Source organism: Acinetobacter sp. WCHAc060025 (assembly GCF_004209355.1).
GTDB lineage: Bacteria > Pseudomonadota > Gammaproteobacteria > Pseudomonadales > Moraxellaceae > Acinetobacter > Acinetobacter wuhouensis.
The window spans coordinates 1-17,966 of the sequence record NZ_SGSX01000006.1; the positions used below are offsets into that span (position 1 = coordinate 1).

Annotated in this window: 29 protein-coding genes and 1 tRNA gene; 28 read left to right on the forward strand and 2 right to left on the reverse strand. The window is 38.4% G+C overall.

Translation table 11 applies throughout. The features are described 5' to 3' along the window. The 3 genes from EXE09_RS06165 to EXE09_RS06175 all read left to right on the forward strand — a co-directional run. The coding region (locus tag EXE09_RS06165; RefSeq protein WP_130116684.1) for a hypothetical protein at positions 1-197 on the forward strand (197 nt) is incomplete at its 5' end. Then, on the forward strand, positions 175-576 hold the full coding sequence (locus EXE09_RS06170) for a hypothetical protein (protein WP_165382041.1): 402 nt from the start codon (positions 175-177) through the stop codon (positions 574-576). The genes EXE09_RS06165 and EXE09_RS06170, both read left to right, overlap by 23 nt. 6 nt (positions 577-582) lie before the next feature. Next, positions 583-1,026, forward strand: coding sequence for an antiterminator Q family protein (locus tag EXE09_RS06175; RefSeq protein WP_130116686.1), 444 nt, complete (start codon positions 583-585; stop codon positions 1,024-1,026). A 179-nt stretch (positions 1,027-1,205) separates the two neighbouring features. Here EXE09_RS06175 and EXE09_RS18735 read toward each other — a convergent pair whose 3' ends face one another. Both EXE09_RS18735 and EXE09_RS18740 read right to left on the reverse strand, forming a co-directional pair. Further along, entirely contained in the window at positions 1,206-1,367 is a 162-nt protein-coding gene (locus EXE09_RS18735; RefSeq protein WP_165382042.1) for a hypothetical protein, read from the reverse strand. 35 nt (positions 1,368-1,402) lie between these two features. Then, complete coding sequence (locus EXE09_RS18740; RefSeq protein WP_165382043.1) at positions 1,403-1,576, reverse strand: hypothetical protein; 174 nt, start codon at positions 1,574-1,576, stop codon at positions 1,403-1,405. Positions 1,577-2,200: 624 nt separating this feature from the next. Here EXE09_RS18740 and EXE09_RS06180 point away from each other — a divergent pair. The 25 genes from EXE09_RS06180 to EXE09_RS06285 all read left to right on the forward strand — a co-directional run bounded on the left by EXE09_RS06180 (position 2,201) and on the right by EXE09_RS06285 (position 17,908). Further along, a tRNA-Met gene (locus EXE09_RS06180) sits at positions 2,201-2,277 on the forward strand. A 326-nt stretch (positions 2,278-2,603) separates the two neighbouring features. Next, positions 2,604-2,804, forward strand: a complete 201-nt coding sequence (locus EXE09_RS06185) for a transposase (protein WP_130116815.1) — start codon at positions 2,604-2,606, stop codon at positions 2,802-2,804. A gap of 160 nt (positions 2,805-2,964) precedes the next feature. After that, on the forward strand, positions 2,965-3,174 hold the full coding sequence (locus tag EXE09_RS06190; RefSeq protein WP_130116687.1) for a cold-shock protein: 210 nt from the start codon (positions 2,965-2,967) through the stop codon (positions 3,172-3,174). Between the two features lie 74 nt (positions 3,175-3,248). Next, positions 3,249-3,446 carry an acyl-CoA thioesterase gene (locus tag EXE09_RS19010; RefSeq protein ID WP_130116688.1) on the forward strand — a complete coding sequence of 66 codons (198 nt, stop codon included), beginning with the start codon at positions 3,249-3,251 and terminating at the stop codon, positions 3,444-3,446. Positions 3,447-4,730: 1,284 nt separating this feature from the next. Beyond that, positions 4,731-4,928, forward strand: a complete 198-nt coding sequence (locus EXE09_RS06200) for a hypothetical protein (RefSeq protein ID WP_228256866.1) — start codon at positions 4,731-4,733, stop codon at positions 4,926-4,928. A gap of 3 nt (positions 4,929-4,931) precedes the next feature. Then, a complete protein-coding gene (locus EXE09_RS18745) occupies positions 4,932-5,105 on the forward strand; it encodes a hypothetical protein (RefSeq protein WP_165382044.1) in 174 nt (57 codons plus the stop codon). Between the two features lie 55 nt (positions 5,106-5,160). Continuing rightward, a complete protein-coding gene (locus EXE09_RS06205) occupies positions 5,161-5,715 on the forward strand; it encodes a hypothetical protein (protein WP_130114459.1) in 555 nt (184 codons plus the stop codon). Positions 5,716-5,760: 45 nt separating this feature from the next. Beyond that, complete coding sequence (locus EXE09_RS06210) at positions 5,761-6,201, forward strand: hypothetical protein (RefSeq protein WP_130114458.1); 441 nt, start codon at positions 5,761-5,763, stop codon at positions 6,199-6,201. A gap of 103 nt (positions 6,202-6,304) precedes the next feature. Further along, on the forward strand, positions 6,305-7,093 hold the full coding sequence (locus EXE09_RS06215) for a hypothetical protein (RefSeq protein WP_130114457.1): 789 nt from the start codon (positions 6,305-6,307) through the stop codon (positions 7,091-7,093). Next, positions 7,094-7,495: a hypothetical protein gene (locus tag EXE09_RS06220; protein WP_130114456.1), complete on the forward strand. Its 402-nt coding sequence runs from the start codon at positions 7,094-7,096 to the stop codon at positions 7,493-7,495. It abuts the gene before it with no gap. A gap of 64 nt (positions 7,496-7,559) precedes the next feature. Then, positions 7,560-8,201, forward strand: coding sequence for a putative metallopeptidase (locus tag EXE09_RS06225; RefSeq protein ID WP_130116689.1), 642 nt, complete (start codon positions 7,560-7,562; stop codon positions 8,199-8,201). Between the two features lie 58 nt (positions 8,202-8,259). Continuing rightward, complete coding sequence (locus EXE09_RS06230; RefSeq protein WP_130116690.1) at positions 8,260-8,685, forward strand: DUF2280 domain-containing protein; 426 nt, start codon at positions 8,260-8,262, stop codon at positions 8,683-8,685. Positions 8,686-8,696: 11 nt separating this feature from the next. After that, complete coding sequence (locus tag EXE09_RS06235; RefSeq protein WP_068974386.1) at positions 8,697-9,950, forward strand: PBSX family phage terminase large subunit; 1,254 nt, start codon at positions 8,697-8,699, stop codon at positions 9,948-9,950. Between the two features lie 10 nt (positions 9,951-9,960). Further along, a complete protein-coding gene (locus EXE09_RS06240; RefSeq protein ID WP_130116691.1) occupies positions 9,961-11,433 on the forward strand; it encodes a phage portal protein family protein in 1,473 nt (490 codons plus the stop codon). After that, positions 11,434-12,639 (forward strand): phage minor head protein, encoded by a 1,206-nt coding sequence (locus EXE09_RS06245; protein WP_130116692.1) that lies wholly within the window; start codon positions 11,434-11,436, stop codon positions 12,637-12,639. Then, positions 12,640-12,810: a hypothetical protein gene (locus tag EXE09_RS18750; RefSeq protein WP_165382040.1), complete on the forward strand. Its 171-nt coding sequence runs from the start codon at positions 12,640-12,642 to the stop codon at positions 12,808-12,810. Between the two features lie 53 nt (positions 12,811-12,863). Beyond that, positions 12,864-13,826 carry a hypothetical protein gene (locus tag EXE09_RS06250; protein WP_130116693.1) on the forward strand — a complete coding sequence of 321 codons (963 nt, stop codon included), beginning with the start codon at positions 12,864-12,866 and terminating at the stop codon, positions 13,824-13,826. A gap of 2 nt (positions 13,827-13,828) precedes the next feature. Beyond that, complete coding sequence (locus tag EXE09_RS06255) at positions 13,829-14,215, forward strand: hypothetical protein (protein ID WP_130116694.1); 387 nt, start codon at positions 13,829-13,831, stop codon at positions 14,213-14,215. A gap of 2 nt (positions 14,216-14,217) precedes the next feature. Beyond that, the gene (locus EXE09_RS06260; protein ID WP_130116695.1) at positions 14,218-15,294 is read left to right on the forward strand and encodes a major capsid protein; all 1,077 of its coding nucleotides are present in this window, start codon (positions 14,218-14,220) and stop codon (positions 15,292-15,294) included. A gap of 10 nt (positions 15,295-15,304) precedes the next feature. Beyond that, a complete protein-coding gene (locus tag EXE09_RS06265; RefSeq protein ID WP_068974379.1) occupies positions 15,305-15,661 on the forward strand; it encodes a hypothetical protein in 357 nt (118 codons plus the stop codon). Between the two features lie 7 nt (positions 15,662-15,668). After that, complete coding sequence (locus tag EXE09_RS06270) at positions 15,669-16,103, forward strand: gp436 family protein (RefSeq protein WP_068974378.1); 435 nt, start codon at positions 15,669-15,671, stop codon at positions 16,101-16,103. A gap of 7 nt (positions 16,104-16,110) precedes the next feature. After that, positions 16,111-16,581 (forward strand): phage virion morphogenesis protein, encoded by a 471-nt coding sequence (locus EXE09_RS06275; RefSeq protein WP_130116696.1) that lies wholly within the window; start codon positions 16,111-16,113, stop codon positions 16,579-16,581. Positions 16,582-16,602: 21 nt separating this feature from the next. Beyond that, a complete protein-coding gene (locus EXE09_RS06280) occupies positions 16,603-16,995 on the forward strand; it encodes a hypothetical protein (RefSeq protein WP_130116697.1) in 393 nt (130 codons plus the stop codon). A gap of 9 nt (positions 16,996-17,004) precedes the next feature. After that, the gene (locus EXE09_RS18755; protein WP_165382045.1) at positions 17,005-17,178 is read left to right on the forward strand and encodes a hypothetical protein; all 174 of its coding nucleotides are present in this window, start codon (positions 17,005-17,007) and stop codon (positions 17,176-17,178) included. Beyond that, the gene (locus EXE09_RS06285; RefSeq protein WP_130116698.1) at positions 17,168-17,908 is read left to right on the forward strand and encodes a hypothetical protein; all 741 of its coding nucleotides are present in this window, start codon (positions 17,168-17,170) and stop codon (positions 17,906-17,908) included. The genes EXE09_RS18755 and EXE09_RS06285 overlap by 11 nt, the downstream gene beginning before the upstream one ends. Positions 17,909-17,966: the final 58 nt, after the last annotated feature.

The following is a 17,966-nucleotide window of genomic DNA, read 5'->3' on the forward strand; positions in this document are numbered from 1 at the left end:
GTAACCCGTTCCATGTTGGTGATAGTGTTCAACATGACGTTGAAGCTTGGAAGCTACCAACCAGTACTCTAAGAGTTACACATATTAAGAATCTTGTAGTCGCAGCTGTCGATGATAGTGGTCAAAAATTTGTAGGAAATTACGGGTGTTTCACTTTGATTAAACGAGGTGATAGTGACATCAATCTCAATCGCTGATTACAGAGCAAATTACCTAAAACCTCGGCGTGTAAAGCGTCGAGTATCAGTTAAAAAAGCTAAAACTGTGAGTAAGGGTGAATCTACTCTCATTCAGCACTTGAAAGCTTACAAGATCGAGTTTGTGCAGGAGTTTAGATTTAATCTAGAGCGGAAGTGGCGGGCAGATTTTCACCTGACAGGTACAAAGATATTGATTGAAGTTGAGGGAGGGATTTGGCTTGGTGGAAAAGGAAGGCATACGAGTGGTAAGGGGTATTTAGGTGACATGGAAAAATATAACTCAGCTACAGCGTTGGGTTATTCAGTGTATCGGTATAGCACTGAGCAAGTGAAAAGCGGTAAGGCGATTGAAGAAATTAGGCAGATGGTGGGGTGATTTGGGATGAATGCGATGGTTAAGAAGCACTTTACGGTAGCAATAGATTGGGAGCAAAAAACACTTGAGCAATGGCTTGAACAATATGGATCTTGGTTGCTTCTTGATTGTCATTATGAGCATTTAGGGTATGGCAATCAAATGGGGCGATTAATTGATATAGCAAATGGTGTGATGCGTGACAAGCGTAGGCGATCATTGCCACGTTGTAATATTACTGATGATCAAGCACAAGCTATCGAAGATATGGTTAATCACTTAATTGATACTGAAAACGCAAAGGTTAAAAAATGGCTAACAATCATGATTGATTATCATGTAAATGCATATTCGGAAGAACAGATAGCTAAATTCTACGATCTGTCTCGTTTTGCTGTGACTAGAGATAGAACGTTAGGTCTTGTGCGGGTGGCAACACGATTCAAGATAAGCTCACATATTACGGGTTGAATTTGACTTGCCGTCATTACTTTGCTAAATTTGATTTATAGTGCACGAAGTATGTAAGTTGCACAGCTAGAAACAGCTAGAAACAGCTAGAAGCTCACAGAAATGTGGGCTTTTTTATAGCTCGCAACTTCTAATACCTTAAATATATAGAAGTAGGTATTAGGAGCTGAAAGTGTTAATTAAGGCAATATTCTGCCATTACTGATTTGAGCGCCTTTCGGGAAAGGTTTATTGAAATCAGACCTATTAAGAAAATTTTTTTGGGATTGTGGTTGTTTTAAATCTAAGTGATTAGTGTCTTTAAGTGCTTTCTCAGATTTCAATTCATGATCTATTTTCATAGTAATTCACCTTTATGTTTTTATTAAAATTCGTACTATTTGGGTTTGGTTGTGTTCGGTTGCTCATTATCTTTATTGGGGTTAGGAGGGGTAGAACCAGGTGTTGCTTTCGGTGTTGACTCTGAGTGTTCTTTAGGTGGTTCTGATGGCGTTGCAGTTGAGTTTGCAATTACACCTTTTGTAGATTGTGAAAAAATTTTAAATGACATTTCAATTTTCCTAAATTAACGAGTGAGTAGTCATACTAGACTACAAATAGACTTACATTAGGGGTGTTGTGAGAGCATCATGTGGAGTTATGTGAGTTGAAACTGGTATATATCGACAAAATATATTAAGATTACCTTAAAAATATAAGTCGACCTTTGTTATCATTGAACATTAAAAATAAAATTTTATTTAATGACTTACATGAAAATGACAAATATAAATTATTGGGGTTGCATTTATTTAAATTTTATTATTTTTAATTAAATATTAATAATTTATACAAAATCAATAAAACTGTGTTAGGCTTTAGTTGATCGAATCCGTAGGCGAAACGGTAGTGTTTAAGTTGCTAGATGGAATAGCGTATTCCCTTCAAATGATTTAAAGCTTGAACAGTTAACGCAGAGCATGAGACCGCAACATGCCGATCTGGGAAGCCCGCAGCTATTAGTGGGCTTTTTTTATTGCCCGTTATAAATTTACTTTATTAAGTCTTAGGTATATTTGATAAAAATAATGATTTATCGTGAAATTCTAATTTTAGAGGTTAGAATAGTTTCTAAAATATTCTTAGATATAGTTTGCTATCTAAAGTATAAGGGCGTATAAAGGCACTTCGTTGATGCGGGATGGAGCAGTCTGGTAGCTCGTCGGGCTCATAACCCGAAGGTCGTTGGTTCAAATCCAGCTCCCGCTACCACGAAGAGTTTTAGTGTTTATAGCCTAGATCGCTAAATGCTTTCTAGGTTTTTTTATTGATTTTGATAGTACAATATTTAATATTTTTAGTTATTGCCTCGGGAGAGGTGAACTAAAATAAATTATATTAATTAGATGGTTAATTTCGTAAATAAGTTGATGAAATGATCAACTTCACTAATTTTTTTTAATATGCTGATGTAAAATTTTAGAGAATTAACTTTTATACGAAGTTATTCTAATTCATAATGTTAATCGTAATGAAATTTCGCACATTTTACTGAAGCTCAAATAATTGAGTATATTGTGAATTTATTAAATGGATGGATGTTTGCTAAGGCAAACAATGGCGAGCAAATTGAGGTTAAGGTTATTCCTCTTAAGCGCGAACAAAATAATGTTAATGGTGTCACTCTTGTAGAGGTTGGAAAAAAAATCCAACTGGAATCTGGACAAGAATGTTTATTGAATATTGATGGAAAATCTTTCTACACTGGATTAAATCAACTTTATAAGTTGATTTTTTAACTACCTAGCTATTCGTTATGGGTTAATGTATATTGATAGTCTGAGAATAAATATTTTAGTGTTTACTGATTTAATTTCGTAGTTCAGATTTCTTCGTATTAAAAACTGTTTATATTATAAAAATATTTTTCTTTTATTATTTATTCATTGAGAAGTATATATGTCAGATATTAGCACTGGTACAGTTAAGTGGTTTAATGAAACTAAAGGTTTTGGATTTATCGCAACAGATAATGGTCAAGATGTTTTTGCTCATTATAGTGAAATCCAAAGCAGTGGATTTAAAGTGCTTCTTGAAGGTCAGCGCGTTCAATTTTCTGTTACCAACGGAAAAAAAGGCTTACAAGCTAGTGGTATTACAGTAATCTAATTCATGTAATTAGAATTATAAAAGCTCGCATTATGCGGGCTTTTTTATCACACCAATTTTGATAAAATGTAGGCATGAAAAGACCTCGTAAAAAATCGGAAATACCTCTCACTAATTGGACTACTGATCAAGATTGCTATTTGATCGAACATAGTTCAATGTCGATTGATGAATTAATTAATAATTTGCCTTATTCCAAAGATGAGATAATTGCGAGAAAAGAAGTACTAGGGTTGATTAGACGAGCTAGACAGATGAAAAAACGAGCCTAAACCTCAATTTTAATGTTAATACTGAAGAATGATATTAAAATAGAGAATTTGGTATTAAATGCAAATGATAATCAATATCACTTGTGGTGTTATGCCTAGTATAAATCAACATATATAAGAATAATATACTCATAAGCCCGCACTTCCCTGAGTGTGGGCTTTTTGTTGTCAGAATTTTATAAAGGTGCTTGTGACATACACAAGTGATCAATTGAGGATCGACTCATGAAAGACCGTTAGCTTTAAAAGAACTTGGATTTGTGACGCTGTGCAATTTGCTCAGCTATAAGCGCAAACGGTGGGATGCAGAAACCAGCCGTATAAATCGGTTTGAATCCAATGTGATTTCGTCACACATTGAGTTAGCCTCAGAGCCTTAAGTTGTGGGTGACTCCCCGCCAAAATGGAGTTGAAAGACACAGAGCAGATCAATAGCTAACTTTGAAATGTTTGTCGTGTTGAGTAGCGGTAGATCAGTTGCCGAGCTGATCAATATCGTAATCTGAGGCAGGGATGTGGCAGATCACCACGTCCTTTTTTTGATCTTGTAGCTTATTCAGTTAAAGCAGGTAAACAAGTCATATTATTCATACTCTAAGAAAAAGTCAGGAGTGGAGTTAACGACAAACAGGGCATTGGGAAAATTAAAAGCTGGTTAAATATGTGAGTAAAATATAGTAAAGTTGAATTAATGTGAAATTTACTACAAATAGTATTGCTCATTTTTAGATTCAGGATTAGAATATAAATCTTACTAGCATTAATTGCGCTGTTTGTTTTCTTTTTTATGTTTGTCTTAGCCTTTAGCTCAAAAAAAGACCCTGTAGTTTCTCCTAATCTACAGGGTTTATTTTGCGCTGTCTTCTTATTCATTTATTGGTCTTATATTGATTAGTATATAGCAACTTTTTTTACAAATGGAAAAATATTCAATATTTAAGTAATAAATACCTAATCTATAGCTTAGGTTCTACGGAATAGCCTTGGTATTAAATTTATTTAATTTGCTATTTTCTCTATGTTTAATTCCGAGTAATATACTTGGTATAGGTGGTCAGCCCCGATCGCCTATGTAATTTGATACCCACAATTTTCCCTTAAATTGTGGGTTTTTTATTGCTTAAAATAAAGCTAAACAAACACCTTTCGCTACGTTTCCTTTGTCTTTTTTGACAAAACCGCTGATATTTTTACTCAAAGTTTTCTATCAAATAGATGATTTTGAATAGGAATGTGGTGACATTTTCCCTGACATTGTTCGGGGTTTATTTTTTGGAGAATTGCATGCGTCGATTATTGGGAATGGTTATGGCTGCTTTCGGTATGTCTGAATCTCTAACTTCAAGAGAATTGAATCAAGCAGCTGATGGGTTAAATTCTTTATCTAGCGTACTGCGCTCAACTCAACCAAAAAAGTACAAATCAAAACCAAATCGAGTAAGCCAAGCAAAACGTCGTAAGTATGCGCGGCAAGGGCGGTAAGTTATGACAGACAGAGTTCAAGCAAAACAAGAATTAAAGCTCTGTTGCGATGAGCTTTCTAAATATCAGACATTGAGTAGAACTGGATTGACTCGTGGTGAGTTGATAGCGATTGATGGGATCATGATCAAATTGAAAGAGCGTATTGGGAATTTAAAACTTGTGATAAATGATTGATATTGCTTAGCTAAGTTGATAATTTATTGTTTCTAAATTAATTATAGGGATAATAATGAAACTTAAAGTTAGTTTGTTAGGTTTGGTTTTGTCATTTCAAGTACATGCGGGCTCAGATGTAATTGAAAAAAATCAAGCTTTGAATGTTGTGAAAAATTATGCTAATTCAATAGCTTGTGATACAACCTTTAATAAGGGGGAGAATGGTAAAGTTCAAACCACTATTAATGATGTTTATGTGATAAATAAAGATATCGATAATTGGGGGCAAAATGAGTTTTTCGTGCTGTGGGCTGGGGATCAAGCTTGCGCAGGTGGTAGTGGAACATATTACGCGACTCTTACTCAAGTAATTAAAATGTCAAAAAATAGACCATATATAGTTACTGGGGATTATCCGTTTGGTGAAGATGTAGATAAACACATCAATTACCGATTTATTAGTGAATTTAAGCAACTAAGTAACAATTTATTTAAAATTACGTCTGGAAAATTCGCTGAGGATGATCCGAATGCTGGCCCATCCTTGCAAGATTCTATAATTATTGAGAATAAAGAAGGAATGGGCTGGAAAGTCATTAGCTCAAAAGTTTCAAAACTTGAACTTTGAGAAATTAGAACCTCCTTCGGGAGGTTTTTTTTATTGAGTAAAACCATGGATCCATCCCAATACACTCAACTCACCAAAAAATCTGAAATAAAAAGAAAACCTAGAACTAGACCATTACCCAAAGCAACTGAAAAATATTTAGAAGCATTTGAGAGTTTTGAACATGCTTTAAATTTATTTGAAATTAAATACGAAAAGACATTTCAGTTTGAGTCTACAAAGCATTGGCGTTTTGATTTTCATTTAATTGAGCACAGAATTTTAGTTGAAATATCAGGTGGGCCATGGTCAGGTGGTCGTAAAGGCAAGTTGGCAAATAAAGCTTGGAGCATGGATCGTTATGATGTTGCTGAAGAGATGGGTTATACCGTTGTACGAATAGAGTCAGCACCAAGATATAAAATTCAGGCAGATGGACCACTGCAGGTTGAAGCTAATTTTTCGAGTCAGTGGTTGAGGAATTTGAAGAGGCATGTTTTAAATTAATTCGGTTGTTCTGAAGTCTAAATTTGCGTAAATTGTATTTGGTGCTTAAAGTACGGTATTATATTATTCATTCATAGTGTTTCTCACATTTAGGGTATACCCCATGAGTCATATAAACCCCGCTCCTGATATTAAGTATCTAAATGATACAATAGGGCAAAGTGGGAAAAAAAATTTAAAAAATGAAGAGTTTAAAAAAAGAAAATTAATTCATATTGTTAGAAGTTTGGCAGTAGATGACCCTATACAAGCGCAATGTCTTAAATCAAGTATTGAGGCTTACTATAATCATTATGATATAGCAGTTGATATATTGAAGAATGTATTGAAATTGACTAATAATCAATCTTACCTTGCATGGGAAAAATTACTGAAACTTTATATCGAGACAGCTGATATCGATGCTTTTATTACAACCTACCTATCAGCGTTGAAGCAAAAATTTGAGAATATTCAAGAGCTGAATGCTCTATTAGAACATATGGTGTCTACGTACCTTATTACAGATTCACATAATGATGCTCAATTGGATTTAAAATTAAGAGAGTTTGGTAAATATGGTGTGTATGAGAGAGTGCGCCAAACTCAACAGCTGGGTGTTTCTTTGCCTGTTTATAGAAAAATTATGGCATTATTTTATCAAGAGTTTTATGCACAATATAACGGTAAAACTCAGTCTTTCTTTAATTATGAATCCCAAGATTTAATCATAACTGTACATACAGCAATTGATAACGCTAAAGACTTATTTGACTTTAACAGCCATTTACAAGATGTCATTATGGCATGGTATGCAGAAGCTAATGACGGAGAGCAACAGCAAATAGAGAAAGTTGTGATCTATGTTAAACATAGTACTGCAATTGTACAAAAAGGTGAGATTGTTGCGTAAATGGATGTTCAAGACTTTTATATCGTTGCTAAAAATTTACATGATGCAAATACAGAAGAAAATGAGGCAATTAACCGTACTGTAGTTGGGCGTACCTATTATGCAGTCTATTTAGCTACACGAGATTGGATAGATCAACGCTTTCCTGATGAAATAGATGAAGCTGAGGGGAACTCTCATGAAAAGTACACCAGCTGTTTATTGGCGCTTCAACGTACACATATGGACTTGACTCTCAGTCGCTTTAGTCGAGAGTTAAAAACTCTTAAGGCGCAGCGACATTTCGCAGATTACAGTATTAATAAGAATGACCAGCAAACTTATATCAGTACGCAAGCAGCATTGCTACAAGGAAAGAAACTTTTAGATGATCTAGATATTTTAAAACAGAAGTATCCTTAGTTCGAAAGTTAAATGATTTAATAAAACTCACATTTTGTATGTGGGTTTTTTTTATGGGTGAAATATGGACCAAATCAGACCATTCCCACCGACTGACTTTATTGATCAGGCTGAGGAAGAAGAAGCAATACGACTTCAACCTGCACCTGATTTAAAAGAATGGGTTGTTGCGAATTGGCTGACTGTTGGCGGTCATCTACATAATCCTGATCACGATCATATTGCGGAACTCTTACATGATGATGAAACCTTTTTAGCATTTGCTTGGGCTTCATCCGCCGCCGTGGCTAAAAAGCGAATGGTATTGGGTCAGTGCGAAAAAGTAATGTTCAATCAAGGCGGATGGAAGAAAGCTCGCCAAGAACAACAGATGCGGGATTGGTTCGGTTTTGTGCCAGTGTACTTAATCACTGTGGATGCAAGTTTTTGTGAAAACTCGAATGATGTTGAGTTTTGCCGTTTGATTGAGCATGAGCTTTATCATATTGGTGTTGAGCGTGATGAAGATGGTGAGCCTATCTGTAGTGATGTGACTGGCTTACCAAAGCACTATTTAGCTGGGCATGACGTGGAAGTGTTCTTCGGTGAGACTAAACGATGGGGCGCAGATGCAAATGTTAAACGATTATTGGAAATTGCAAAGAATGCGCCGTTTGTGTCTGAAAAGAGTATTTCTGCTTGTTGTGGTACATGTGTGATTAATTGAGTCGAAAGGCTCTTTTTTTTGGCTATCTTGCGACACGTAGCGACACAAAGAGGTATTTATGGCAACACTAAAAGAGCCTGTGAAAATCTTTATAGTTCAGTCTCTTGCCTGCCGTGATACCCCTCAAGAGGTTGCGGATCTTGTGAAGCAAGAATTTGACTTGATTATTGATCGATCCCAGGTCGCTTTATACGATCCAACTAAACGCCGTGGAAAAAATCTCAGTAAAAAATATGTTCTGTTATTTGAAGAGACACGTGAAAAATTCGATTCAGGGTTAATTGATATTCCGATTGCCAATAAGTACTACCGATTGAAGGAAATGCAAAAGATGTATGACGATTCGGGGAAAAACAAAAAAACTAAACAAAGTCTTTTGAAACTGGCATTACAAGAGACTGATGGTAGAACCACAAAGGTTGAGCACACTGGTAAAGACGGTGCAGATTTAGAGATCAAGATTATTCGAGAATTTGTCGATTAGGAGGGCTGGGCGTGGAGCTTAGAATAAAAACTCCACGTTGGTCTAAACCATGGTTTAAATCTGCTCGATACAAAGGAGCATATGGTGGACGTGGATCTGGTAAATCACATTTTGTGGGTGAACAGTTGGTAGAAGAATGTGTAGTTGATAAGGATCTACGTGCCGTATGTATTCGTGAAATCCAGAAATCAATTAAATACTCAAGTAAGCAGCTCATTGAAGACAAGATTAAAGCCTTAGGCGTATCGCATTTATTTGATGTGCAACGTGACTTGATAAAGCGTAAAGGTGGTGAAGGGGTTATCCTGTTCCAAGGTATGCAAGATCATACGGCAGACTCTATCAAGTCACTTGAAGGATTTAAGATCGCATGGATTGAGGAAGCGAATCGACTCTCAGCCAAATCACTACGTTTATTGCGTCCGACAATGCGTGCCGAAGGTTCGCAAATCTGGGCGACTTGGAACCCAGAGTCAAAGGATGATCCGATTGATGAGTTTTTACGTGGTGAGTTTGCTCCAGATGATTCAATCGTTATTGAAGTAAACATCAACAATAATCCATTTGCACCTCAGACCTTACTTGATGAATACGAAGAGGACCGTAAGCGCGCTATTCGTATGCAAGCTGCTGGTGATGAGAATGCATGGTCCATGTTCGAACATGTGTGGCATGGTGCTTATCTTGAGTTTAGTCAGGCGATTATTTTCTCTGGTCGCTATGTCGTTGATGAATTTGAATCAGATGATGATTGGACAGAGGTTTATTACGGATCTGACTGGGGATTCTCGCAAGATCCAACCACACTCAATCGCATCTTTATACATAACGACATTCTCTATATTCGTAATGAGGCACATCAGGTGGGCTGTGAAATTGACCATCTACCAAATCTATTCGATGAAGTACCTGGTGCACGGACACATGAAATCCGAGCTGATAACTCACGTCCTGAAACGATCAGCTATATGAAGCGTCAGGGCTTCAAGATCAAGGCTGCTGATAAGTGGCCGGGATCTGTAGAGGATGGTGTGACGTATATGAAGAAATTCAAGCAAATCGTTATTCATCCTGATTGTCCAGAGACAGCAAGAGAATTCAAGCTGTACTCCTATAAGGTCAATCGAGCTGGTGACGTACTTCCTGAGATTCTGGACCTGAATAACCATCATATGGATGGTATTCGCTATGGCTTACAACCATTGATTAAGAGCACACCAACAAGAGTTCGTCCTGGCGGTGGTGGTTCTCGTGTTTATACCTAGGTAAAGCAATATGGCTAAATCACAAAAGCAGAAAAAAACTAAACCTAAGTCAGCAGGTTTAATGACAGAAGTTGCAGTTGAGAAGCTTGCTTTTTCTATGGGGCGTGCAGCTGACATTGATGAAGTCTTAAGAGCTGCGGGCCTATCTCGACAAAAGCTCTCAGTGCTATTGGCAGATGATGAAATTTCTCAAGCCATGGAGACACGTCTAGATTCAGTTTTGAATGCGCCGTGGCGATTCGCTGAAGATCATGGTGAACAGACTTTATTCCTTAAAGAGCTATTAACCAAATGGCATTTTGAGATTGTGTCAGGTGCATGGGAGGCTCTTCCATACGGTTATTCAGTCATGGAGGCTGTCTTTGCTTTCGATTTACAAAGTCGTATTACTTTGAGTGAAATAGTTGTTAAGCCTCTTGAATGGTTTGAGCCGAAAAATGATGGACAATTAATTTTCCGAAAACCTCAGTCGAGTTTAGAGATTGATGTATTTAAGACATACCCCTTAAAGTTCTTTTTGACTCGACGCAAACCGACATTTAAACAGCCATACGGTGATCCATTACTTTCTAAGCTTTACTGGCTATGGTTCTTTAAAACCAACAGTACCAAGTTTTGGGTGAAGTTCTTAGAGCGTTTCGGATCGCCGTTATTGGTGGGTAAAGTGGGGGGAGATGGTCGAAATCAAGATGATATTGATGCAATGACCACCGCATTACTTAATGCTCATGCTCAGTCAGTAATTTCAATTGATTCTGAGGATGATGTTAATACTGTAGGTACAAACTTCTCAGGTGCTGGTAGTTCAGCTTTTGAAGCATTTGATAAGGTAATGACCAAAAGGATTCAAAAAGTCGTCTTAGGTCAAACCATGACATCTGAGAATGATGGGGGTGGTAGTAAGGCGCTTGGGGTGGTGCACAACGAAGTACGCATGGATAAGCGTAACTCTGATCTGCGAATGATTACTCCAACTGTTCAAGAGATTATCGATTCAATTTGCCTCCTGAATAATTTTGAAAAGCACACAGTCATTCTAGGTGGTGAGCAGGATCTTAATGTTGATGTCGTTAACCGTGATTTAAAATTAAAGGATCTCGGAGTTGAGTTTAATCAGCAATATGTTATGGAAACATATGGCATCAAGGCTGAGCACTTCAAAATGAATGAAAGTGGTGTTTCAGTTAATACACAGTTCAAAGCCCTCCCACAAAGAGCCTTTAGCTTTGCCGCCAGTACCAAGAAACTCTCACCAGAGCAGCAGGAGGTTGAAGAGCTTACCGACGGGCAGCGTTCGTTTGAATTGTTGGATCAGAAGCAAGTCAATGAGCTGATTCAATCAAGTGAATCACCTGAGGATTTAGCATTCAACTTAATGCAATTGATACCAAGTGCCTCACAGTCTCAGTTCACAGCAAACTTAGAACGTGCTTTATATGCAGCAGATGTGCTGGGTTATGTGAGTGCAAGCGGAGGCAAGTAAATGCAACCAGTTACTTTTCTTGAAGCACTTCGATTTGCACATGAGCGAAAAATAGTACTACCTGATGAATTTTACTCGATGGATTTGAAGACCCGACAGTTGGCAACAACCGTCGGGTTTTTATCGAGTATTGAACAGGTAGAGACTGTTATTAAGGCAGTCAACAAATCAATTGCCGATGGTAGTACTTACAACGACTTTAAGAAATTGGTTGCTGAGAATGAGATTGTACTGAGTGATCGATATTTAAAGAATGTATTCCGAACCAATATTCAAACAGCCTATGGGCATGGTCGTTGGCAACAACATCAAAGGAATAAAGATAAACGCCCTTATCTTATGTATTCTGCTATTGATGATTCTCGCGTTCGCCCAAGTCATTTAGAGTTGAATCGCATTATTCGACACATAGATGACCCGTTTTGGTTGCTGTATTACCCGCCGTGGGGGTTTATGTGCCGATGCACTGTGATTGCTCTGACAGAAGCGCAGGCGAAGAAATACGGCATTACCTCAGATGAAGATTTGCCAAAAGTTGCAGAAGAGTCTGGATGGTCTACAAGCCCTTTAACTTTTGGTGAAATGGAAACTGTGGTCGATCAAAAGATTGCAGACTCGATTTTGAAACAAGAGTATTTGCTTGATCAGAAACAGGGAATTAAAGCGGAATGGACCGCAAGTAAGGAGTTAACAAGCTTGCTTGCGCCAATGACTGATTCAAGTCGTGACCTATTTGACACGATTGCAAATACAGTAATCCCACTTGATCCAAATATCAGACCAAGTGCAATTAAGACACTGATTGATTACGTGCAGGGCAATGATGCGGAATTAACAGCATATATTCAAAAGCCTGCTATTAATCTTGCTGAGGATGTTTTAAAGCAATGGGTTCAGGATGGGTTAAATCAAATCCAAGCTGTATCGAATAATTCAAGCTCAATGGTGACAGGTGTCGCAACACTTCAACAGGTGGCTTCATATCAAGTAGGGCAAACAATTCAGCTTAATGCACCTATGCTTATGCGTGGATCTGACTCAAACATCATTATTCAGATTGAGAATGCAAAAGGCTTGGGTATTGATCTTGAAAAGTTAAATGCAGGTCAGGGTGTGTTGTTTGAGATTGGTTTGTCATTTGAAGTGGTTTCAATTGATACGCGTGACAGCAAATTAGTTTATACATTAAAAGCACTGGTGAATTAAATGACAAAGAAATGTGAATCATGTCGCCGTGGTTTAGATGGTCGTAATGGCAATGGTTATAGCCCGTGCGGTTGCGAGAAAAAGATTGTAGTAATAGGTGTGCCATCAAGAGTAAGCATGTTGGTTCAAGCCTTGTGCTCGGTGTTATCCAAGCCACCTAAACGCCCATAAATTAAAGTAAATCTAGCCACCTTTTAGGTGGTTTTTTTATTGGAGCATGAAAAATGCCTGAAGCTGAAAAGCCTAACCAGTATTGTTTTCAACTCGGGCAACTGAGTGTTGATGGTGCTGAGGAAGGTAAAAAGAAACGAACATTCTCGGGTGTCGCATACAGTGGTGAGCCGATTACTGACCACTGGTATTGGAGCCGAGTCATTTTTGATTTGGATTCTATGCAACTAAAAGGACGTATCCCCGCACTACTTGAGCATCGATCAAGCCAACGAGCAGGGGCTATCAATACACACTCCATTGATCATCAGACAGGTTTAACTGTTTCAGGTGACCTAATGAGTAATGAGTTTGGTACTCAAGTGGCTCAAGACTCGGATGATGGTTTCCCTTGGCAGATGTCAGTACGAATTGAGCCATCTAGCATTGAAGAAATCCAAGCAGATGCATCTGTGACGGTAAACGGAAAGTTACTCCAAGGACCCATCACAGTATTCCGTGGTGGTCGAATCCGTGAAGTGTCTTTCTGTGCTTTAGGTGCTGATGACAATACCAACGCCGTGGCAGCAAGCCACGATCCAAAACAATTTAGCAAAGAGGACACAAACGTGACCGAATTAGAACAAGCGAAAGCAGCACAGGCAAAGGCTGAGCAAGAGCGTGATGCAGCTCAAGCTGAGTTAAAACAGTTCAAAGCAAATAAACGTGAAGAAGATATTAAATCTTTAGAAACTGCTTTGAATAAACAATTTAGCGCAGAAGAAAAAACATCATATACAAATATGGATGACGCTTCTTTTGCATTCATGTCGCAACAAATGAAGCAGTTCGCGGGTGGTCAACCAGCACCCACAGGTCAACAGCCAAATAATACTGTGCCACCGCATTTAGCACACCTATTCCAGCACCAAGCAACGGGTGATCAAAACAACCAACAGCAATTTAATGCAGGCGGACAAGGTACAGCACTGGATCAGGCATTCGGTAAATTTGCTGCAGCTCAGGAGGAGAAATAATCATGGGTCAAACAATCACAGAAACAATTGTTGTCAAGCAACTTGTTGTTGGTGACAACGTTCGTACCGAGAACGCAAAACCAACAACAGGTGTGGCTTATTTACGTGGTGATCTGGTACTTGTTGATGAAAACAACAAGGTTGTTCATCCCACTTTCACAGGCGATGTGCTGAGCGATTGGAATGCTGTCTCTGTAGCTGATTTTTCAATGGAGCAATCAACGTATCACGCTACTAACAATCTTGAAATGCCACTTTATGTACAGGGTGTATTTGATGTTGCTGTAGTTACAGTAAAAGGCGTTGCTTTAACAGCCGCACAAATGGATTCAGTGCGAGCTCAAGCATTGAGAAATAAAATCGAATTACGAAAAGTGGTAGGTAATTAATCATGAGTCAAACTTTTACATTTCAAAATGCACCAATTGAGTTGCTTGATATCCCTCAATTGGTTCTGTTAACGGATACCACTCAGCGTGTTGATCCATGGTTAATTGATCGCTTCTTTCCTCAGCGTGTTTCATACACTAAAGACACAGTACCTATTGGTGAATTAAATACAGCAACACCTTTAGCACCGTTTGTTACACCAACCGCTGCGGGTCGTCAAATCAAAGTAGGTGAATCTGGTAACGTAAAATTCGTAAAGCCTGCCTATCTAAAACCAATGATGACTGTCATGCCAAGCGAAGTGCAAAACACAGCTTTAATTTCGCAATTGCGTAAATTCGGTGTGGTTGCAACTGGCTCTAACCGTTTAAGTGATGCAGACTTATTGCTGATTGATCAAGCTCAGAAAGCTTTGTATTTGCGTCAATCGATTGAAAATCGAAAATTGCTAATTGCACGTGATGTATTGCTTTATGGTAAAACCACTTTTGCATCAGCGGATTTCCCAAAGTATGAAGTTGATTATGAGCGTAATCCTGCTTGTAATTTCTCTCCATTAATTAAATGGGGGCAGGTTGGTGCAAAAGTCATGGATGATTGGCAGGCTATGATTGATTTATCTGTAGAGCATTCAGGTACATCACCACAAATGGCGCTGACGACATCCAAAGTCTACAACACAATGATTAAAGACCCTGAATTTAAAGAAAAGTTCATTGCGCCGTATGCGGGTATTAGTGTTCCACTTACACCAACATTTGATCATAAAGATAAACCGCAGTTCTGTGGCACTGTAGATAATATTGAAATTTGGACGTATGACGTACAACACAGTATTGGCGGTGGTGCATCTGAGCGTTTTATTCCTGAAGATTTCTTTGGCCTGATTTCAGATGCCAATGGTTGGATCGCGCACTGTGCTATTCAAAACGTAGAGGCTTTTGGCCAAGCTTTAGAATTCTATTTGAGCCAATGGCAAGAAAAGAACCCATCAAGTATTCAAATACTTGCTGAATCATCACCTTTAGCTATTCCAAACAATAAAAATGGTTTGGTTGGTGGTCGTGGCTTTGTTTAAGGAGTAGAAAATGCCAAAGTTCATCGCAAAACAATCGCTTGGTCATTTTCGACCAGGTGATGAAATCAAAGGGCTTGAAGATAAACAACTTCAAGCCCTTTTAGTATCTGGTGCTATTGCAGAGGATGTGGAGTTAGATACTCCTAAAGCCAATACCAATGCATCCCAACTAACAAAACTTGAAGCTGAAGTTGCTGAGCTTAAGGTTAATGAAACGATTTTGATTGCTGGTAAGGAAAAAGCAGAAGCTGAAGTTGCTGAGCTTGTAGCAAAAGTTGCAGGTTTGGAAAAAACTTTAGCTACTAGTCAGGCAGACCTAAAAAAGGCTCAAGCTGAGGCTAAAAAGGTCGAAACAGCAACCAAATAGGTGATCTATGTACGCAACTGAAGAGGATTTGATTAAGCGATTTGGTAATGAAGTTGAAAATCTGAAATCAATGTTACCTGATGGGGCGATTGCAGAAGCTTTGCAGGATGCGACAGAGGAAATTGATAGTTATGTGGCGGTAAAGTACAGCTTACCGCTTCCTAGCATTCCAAGTACTCTACAGCGAATCGCATGCAATATCGCAAGATACCGCCTTTACTTTCAGCAACCTACTGAAGAAGTAGAGAATCGCTATAAAGCTGAAATTGATTTTTTGAAGCGTATTGCTGATGGTAAAGCTGTACTTAATATCCTCAATCAAGAGAATGAAGTCACTGAAGAGAAGCCGAAAAACTCACCTGCAACTATGCCAATCGGTACAACGTATCGAGGTGGTGTGTTTGGTGATGATGTTTTAAATATGATGCCAAGCTTAAAGTGAGGTGATTATGGCTGTAGCAATCAAAGTTACAAGTGAAGAAAGCTCAGTTATTGAAGCTCTACAGCAGATTATTAATCTTGATACATCGAAAATGTATGATGAGATTGGCGCTTATGGAGTTTCATCTACTCAGATGCGCTTTGTAGATCAACACGATCCAGATGGCAATCCGTGGAAACAATCATGGAGAGCAAAGGAGCAAAATGGGCAAACATTAAGAGATACTAATCGATTAATGAACAGCTTAACTCACAATGTATTGTCGAATGGTGTTGAGTGGGGGACCAATGTTGAATATGCGGAAAGTATGCACTTTGGGTTCAAGGCTACAGCTCGATCGGGTTATTTGCTTTTTAATGTAGTTGGACAATGGCGAAAAGTTAAAAGTGTAGAGTCGGAGCCTAGGGCTTATCTTGGGATTAATTCCGAAGATGAGAAAGAAATTTTAGACATTATAGGAAACCACATACATGGCTGATTTTTCGCTGTACGCCGTGAGATTGCCGAAAAGCTAAAAGAGATTTCAGCTTTTAAGCAAATTTACACACCATTAAATTCGGTGAAAGTCACTGAAATGTCGCAAATTACACCATCCGCGCATGTGAATTTTCAACGTATTGCTAAGTCAGATAACTCTAGTGACTCTAGAGTGAATTTGCTTGGTTTGCGTTGGGCTGTAACTGTTGCATGTCGTAATGCTCAATCGCAAATGGTCGATGGTTCTGCGGTAACAGATGAAGCAGGCAATTTACTTGAAGAAGTCATAACTTTGCTTAGTGGTTGGCAACCCAAGTCAAGCTGCAGACCACTGTCACTTGTCGATGTGAAAGAGGGCTTTTCACCTGGATTCGCATATTTAACAGTTTTCTTTGAATCGAAACGATTTATTTAGGACAAACACATGCAAAAACAATATACCGCCTTGCAACCTGTAGGGCGTTTTGCTGTTGGTGAGGTCGTTGGTGGCTTAACTGATCAGCAAATCAAACAATTATTAGCAGATAAAATCATTGAAGAAGTGAAGCCATCTGCTTCAGCTAAACAAAGTAAAGAGGTGAAGGCGAATGGCGAATAATCCTGACTTAATTTCGCTGCAAGGAGAATTCTTTCTTGCCAAAATCACGAATGGTGTTGCTGGTAATTATGTTTCAGCAGGTCCTATGCCTGATCTGAAAGTTAAAATTACAGCTGAAACTAAAGATCACTTTGATCCGCGATATGGGTTCCGCGCGAAGGATGCGGTTTTGCGCAAAGCTGTTGGGTTGGAGTTAAGCGGAACACTTGAAGAATTTTCAAAACAAAACCGTAATATTTTGTTTAGTGCTCAGACTGCTGATACAGAAGAAAAACCCATTGCAGATCTATCAATCGGGTCTGTAAAAGCGGGTGAGATGATCAACTTAGGTTATCGCAATTTAAAAGAAGTGACTTTTAAATCAGGTTCAGCAACAACCATCGAACCAAGTAAATATAGTTTGGATTTGGTTTATGGGACAGTCACTTTTAATGAAGCTATCACAGAAAACATTTCATGGTCAGGAACAGCAGGCGCTATTGAGCGAAGTGTGCTTGCTGTGGAGTTTGGGGTTGAATATGCAGGCTTGTTTAAAGGGGTGGATACTTACCAAGGCGATAAGATTGTTGCAGATTTTTGGCGATTGCAGTTCAGCCCGGAAACAGAATTTGATCTTATCAATGAAGACTTTGCGGAATACCCAATTAAAGCCGAAGCGCTTATGGACAACACTAAAGCTTTAGATCCAGTGCTTGGACCATTTGGTGGTATTGAGCGATTCAAAGTTTAGTAATACGTTATATGACAGGCACATGGGGCGCATAAGCGTCTTTTTTGTGCCAGTTTAA

Coding starts and splice junctions, on each gene's coding strand:
- EXE09_RS06175 (WP_130116686.1), top strand. CDS start 583: ATGAATGCGATGGTTAAGAAGCACTTTACGGTAGCAATAGATTGGGAG.
- EXE09_RS18735 (WP_165382042.1), bottom strand. CDS start 1,367: ATGAAAATAGATCATGAATTGAAATCTGAGAAAGCACTTAAAGACACT.
- EXE09_RS18740 (WP_165382043.1), bottom strand. CDS start 1,576: ATGTCATTTAAAATTTTTTCACAATCTACAAAAGGTGTAATTGCAAAC.
- EXE09_RS06185 (WP_130116815.1), top strand. CDS start 2,604: ATGTTTGCTAAGGCAAACAATGGCGAGCAAATTGAGGTTAAGGTTATT.
- EXE09_RS06190 (WP_130116687.1), top strand. CDS start 2,965: ATGTCAGATATTAGCACTGGTACAGTTAAGTGGTTTAATGAAACTAAA.
- EXE09_RS19010 (WP_130116688.1), top strand. CDS start 3,249: ATGAAAAGACCTCGTAAAAAATCGGAAATACCTCTCACTAATTGGACT.
- EXE09_RS06200 (WP_228256866.1), top strand. CDS start 4,731: ATGCGTCGATTATTGGGAATGGTTATGGCTGCTTTCGGTATGTCTGAA.
- EXE09_RS18745 (WP_165382044.1), top strand. CDS start 4,932: ATGACAGACAGAGTTCAAGCAAAACAAGAATTAAAGCTCTGTTGCGAT.
- EXE09_RS06205 (WP_130114459.1), top strand. CDS start 5,161: ATGAAACTTAAAGTTAGTTTGTTAGGTTTGGTTTTGTCATTTCAAGTA.
- EXE09_RS06210 (WP_130114458.1), top strand. CDS start 5,761: ATGGATCCATCCCAATACACTCAACTCACCAAAAAATCTGAAATAAAA.
- EXE09_RS06215 (WP_130114457.1), top strand. CDS start 6,305: ATGAGTCATATAAACCCCGCTCCTGATATTAAGTATCTAAATGATACA.
- EXE09_RS06220 (WP_130114456.1), top strand. CDS start 7,094: ATGGATGTTCAAGACTTTTATATCGTTGCTAAAAATTTACATGATGCA.
- EXE09_RS06225 (WP_130116689.1), top strand. CDS start 7,560: ATGGACCAAATCAGACCATTCCCACCGACTGACTTTATTGATCAGGCT.
- EXE09_RS06230 (WP_130116690.1), top strand. CDS start 8,260: ATGGCAACACTAAAAGAGCCTGTGAAAATCTTTATAGTTCAGTCTCTT.
- EXE09_RS06240 (WP_130116691.1), top strand. CDS start 9,961: ATGGCTAAATCACAAAAGCAGAAAAAAACTAAACCTAAGTCAGCAGGT.
- EXE09_RS06245 (WP_130116692.1), top strand. CDS start 11,434: ATGCAACCAGTTACTTTTCTTGAAGCACTTCGATTTGCACATGAGCGA.
- EXE09_RS18750 (WP_165382040.1), top strand. CDS start 12,640: ATGACAAAGAAATGTGAATCATGTCGCCGTGGTTTAGATGGTCGTAAT.
- EXE09_RS06250 (WP_130116693.1), top strand. CDS start 12,864: ATGCCTGAAGCTGAAAAGCCTAACCAGTATTGTTTTCAACTCGGGCAA.
- EXE09_RS06255 (WP_130116694.1), top strand. CDS start 13,829: ATGGGTCAAACAATCACAGAAACAATTGTTGTCAAGCAACTTGTTGTT.
- EXE09_RS06260 (WP_130116695.1), top strand. CDS start 14,218: ATGAGTCAAACTTTTACATTTCAAAATGCACCAATTGAGTTGCTTGAT.
- EXE09_RS06265 (WP_068974379.1), top strand. CDS start 15,305: ATGCCAAAGTTCATCGCAAAACAATCGCTTGGTCATTTTCGACCAGGT.
- EXE09_RS06270 (WP_068974378.1), top strand. CDS start 15,669: ATGTACGCAACTGAAGAGGATTTGATTAAGCGATTTGGTAATGAAGTT.
- EXE09_RS06275 (WP_130116696.1), top strand. CDS start 16,111: ATGGCTGTAGCAATCAAAGTTACAAGTGAAGAAAGCTCAGTTATTGAA.
- EXE09_RS18755 (WP_165382045.1), top strand. CDS start 17,005: ATGCAAAAACAATATACCGCCTTGCAACCTGTAGGGCGTTTTGCTGTT.
- EXE09_RS06285 (WP_130116698.1), top strand. CDS start 17,168: ATGGCGAATAATCCTGACTTAATTTCGCTGCAAGGAGAATTCTTTCTT.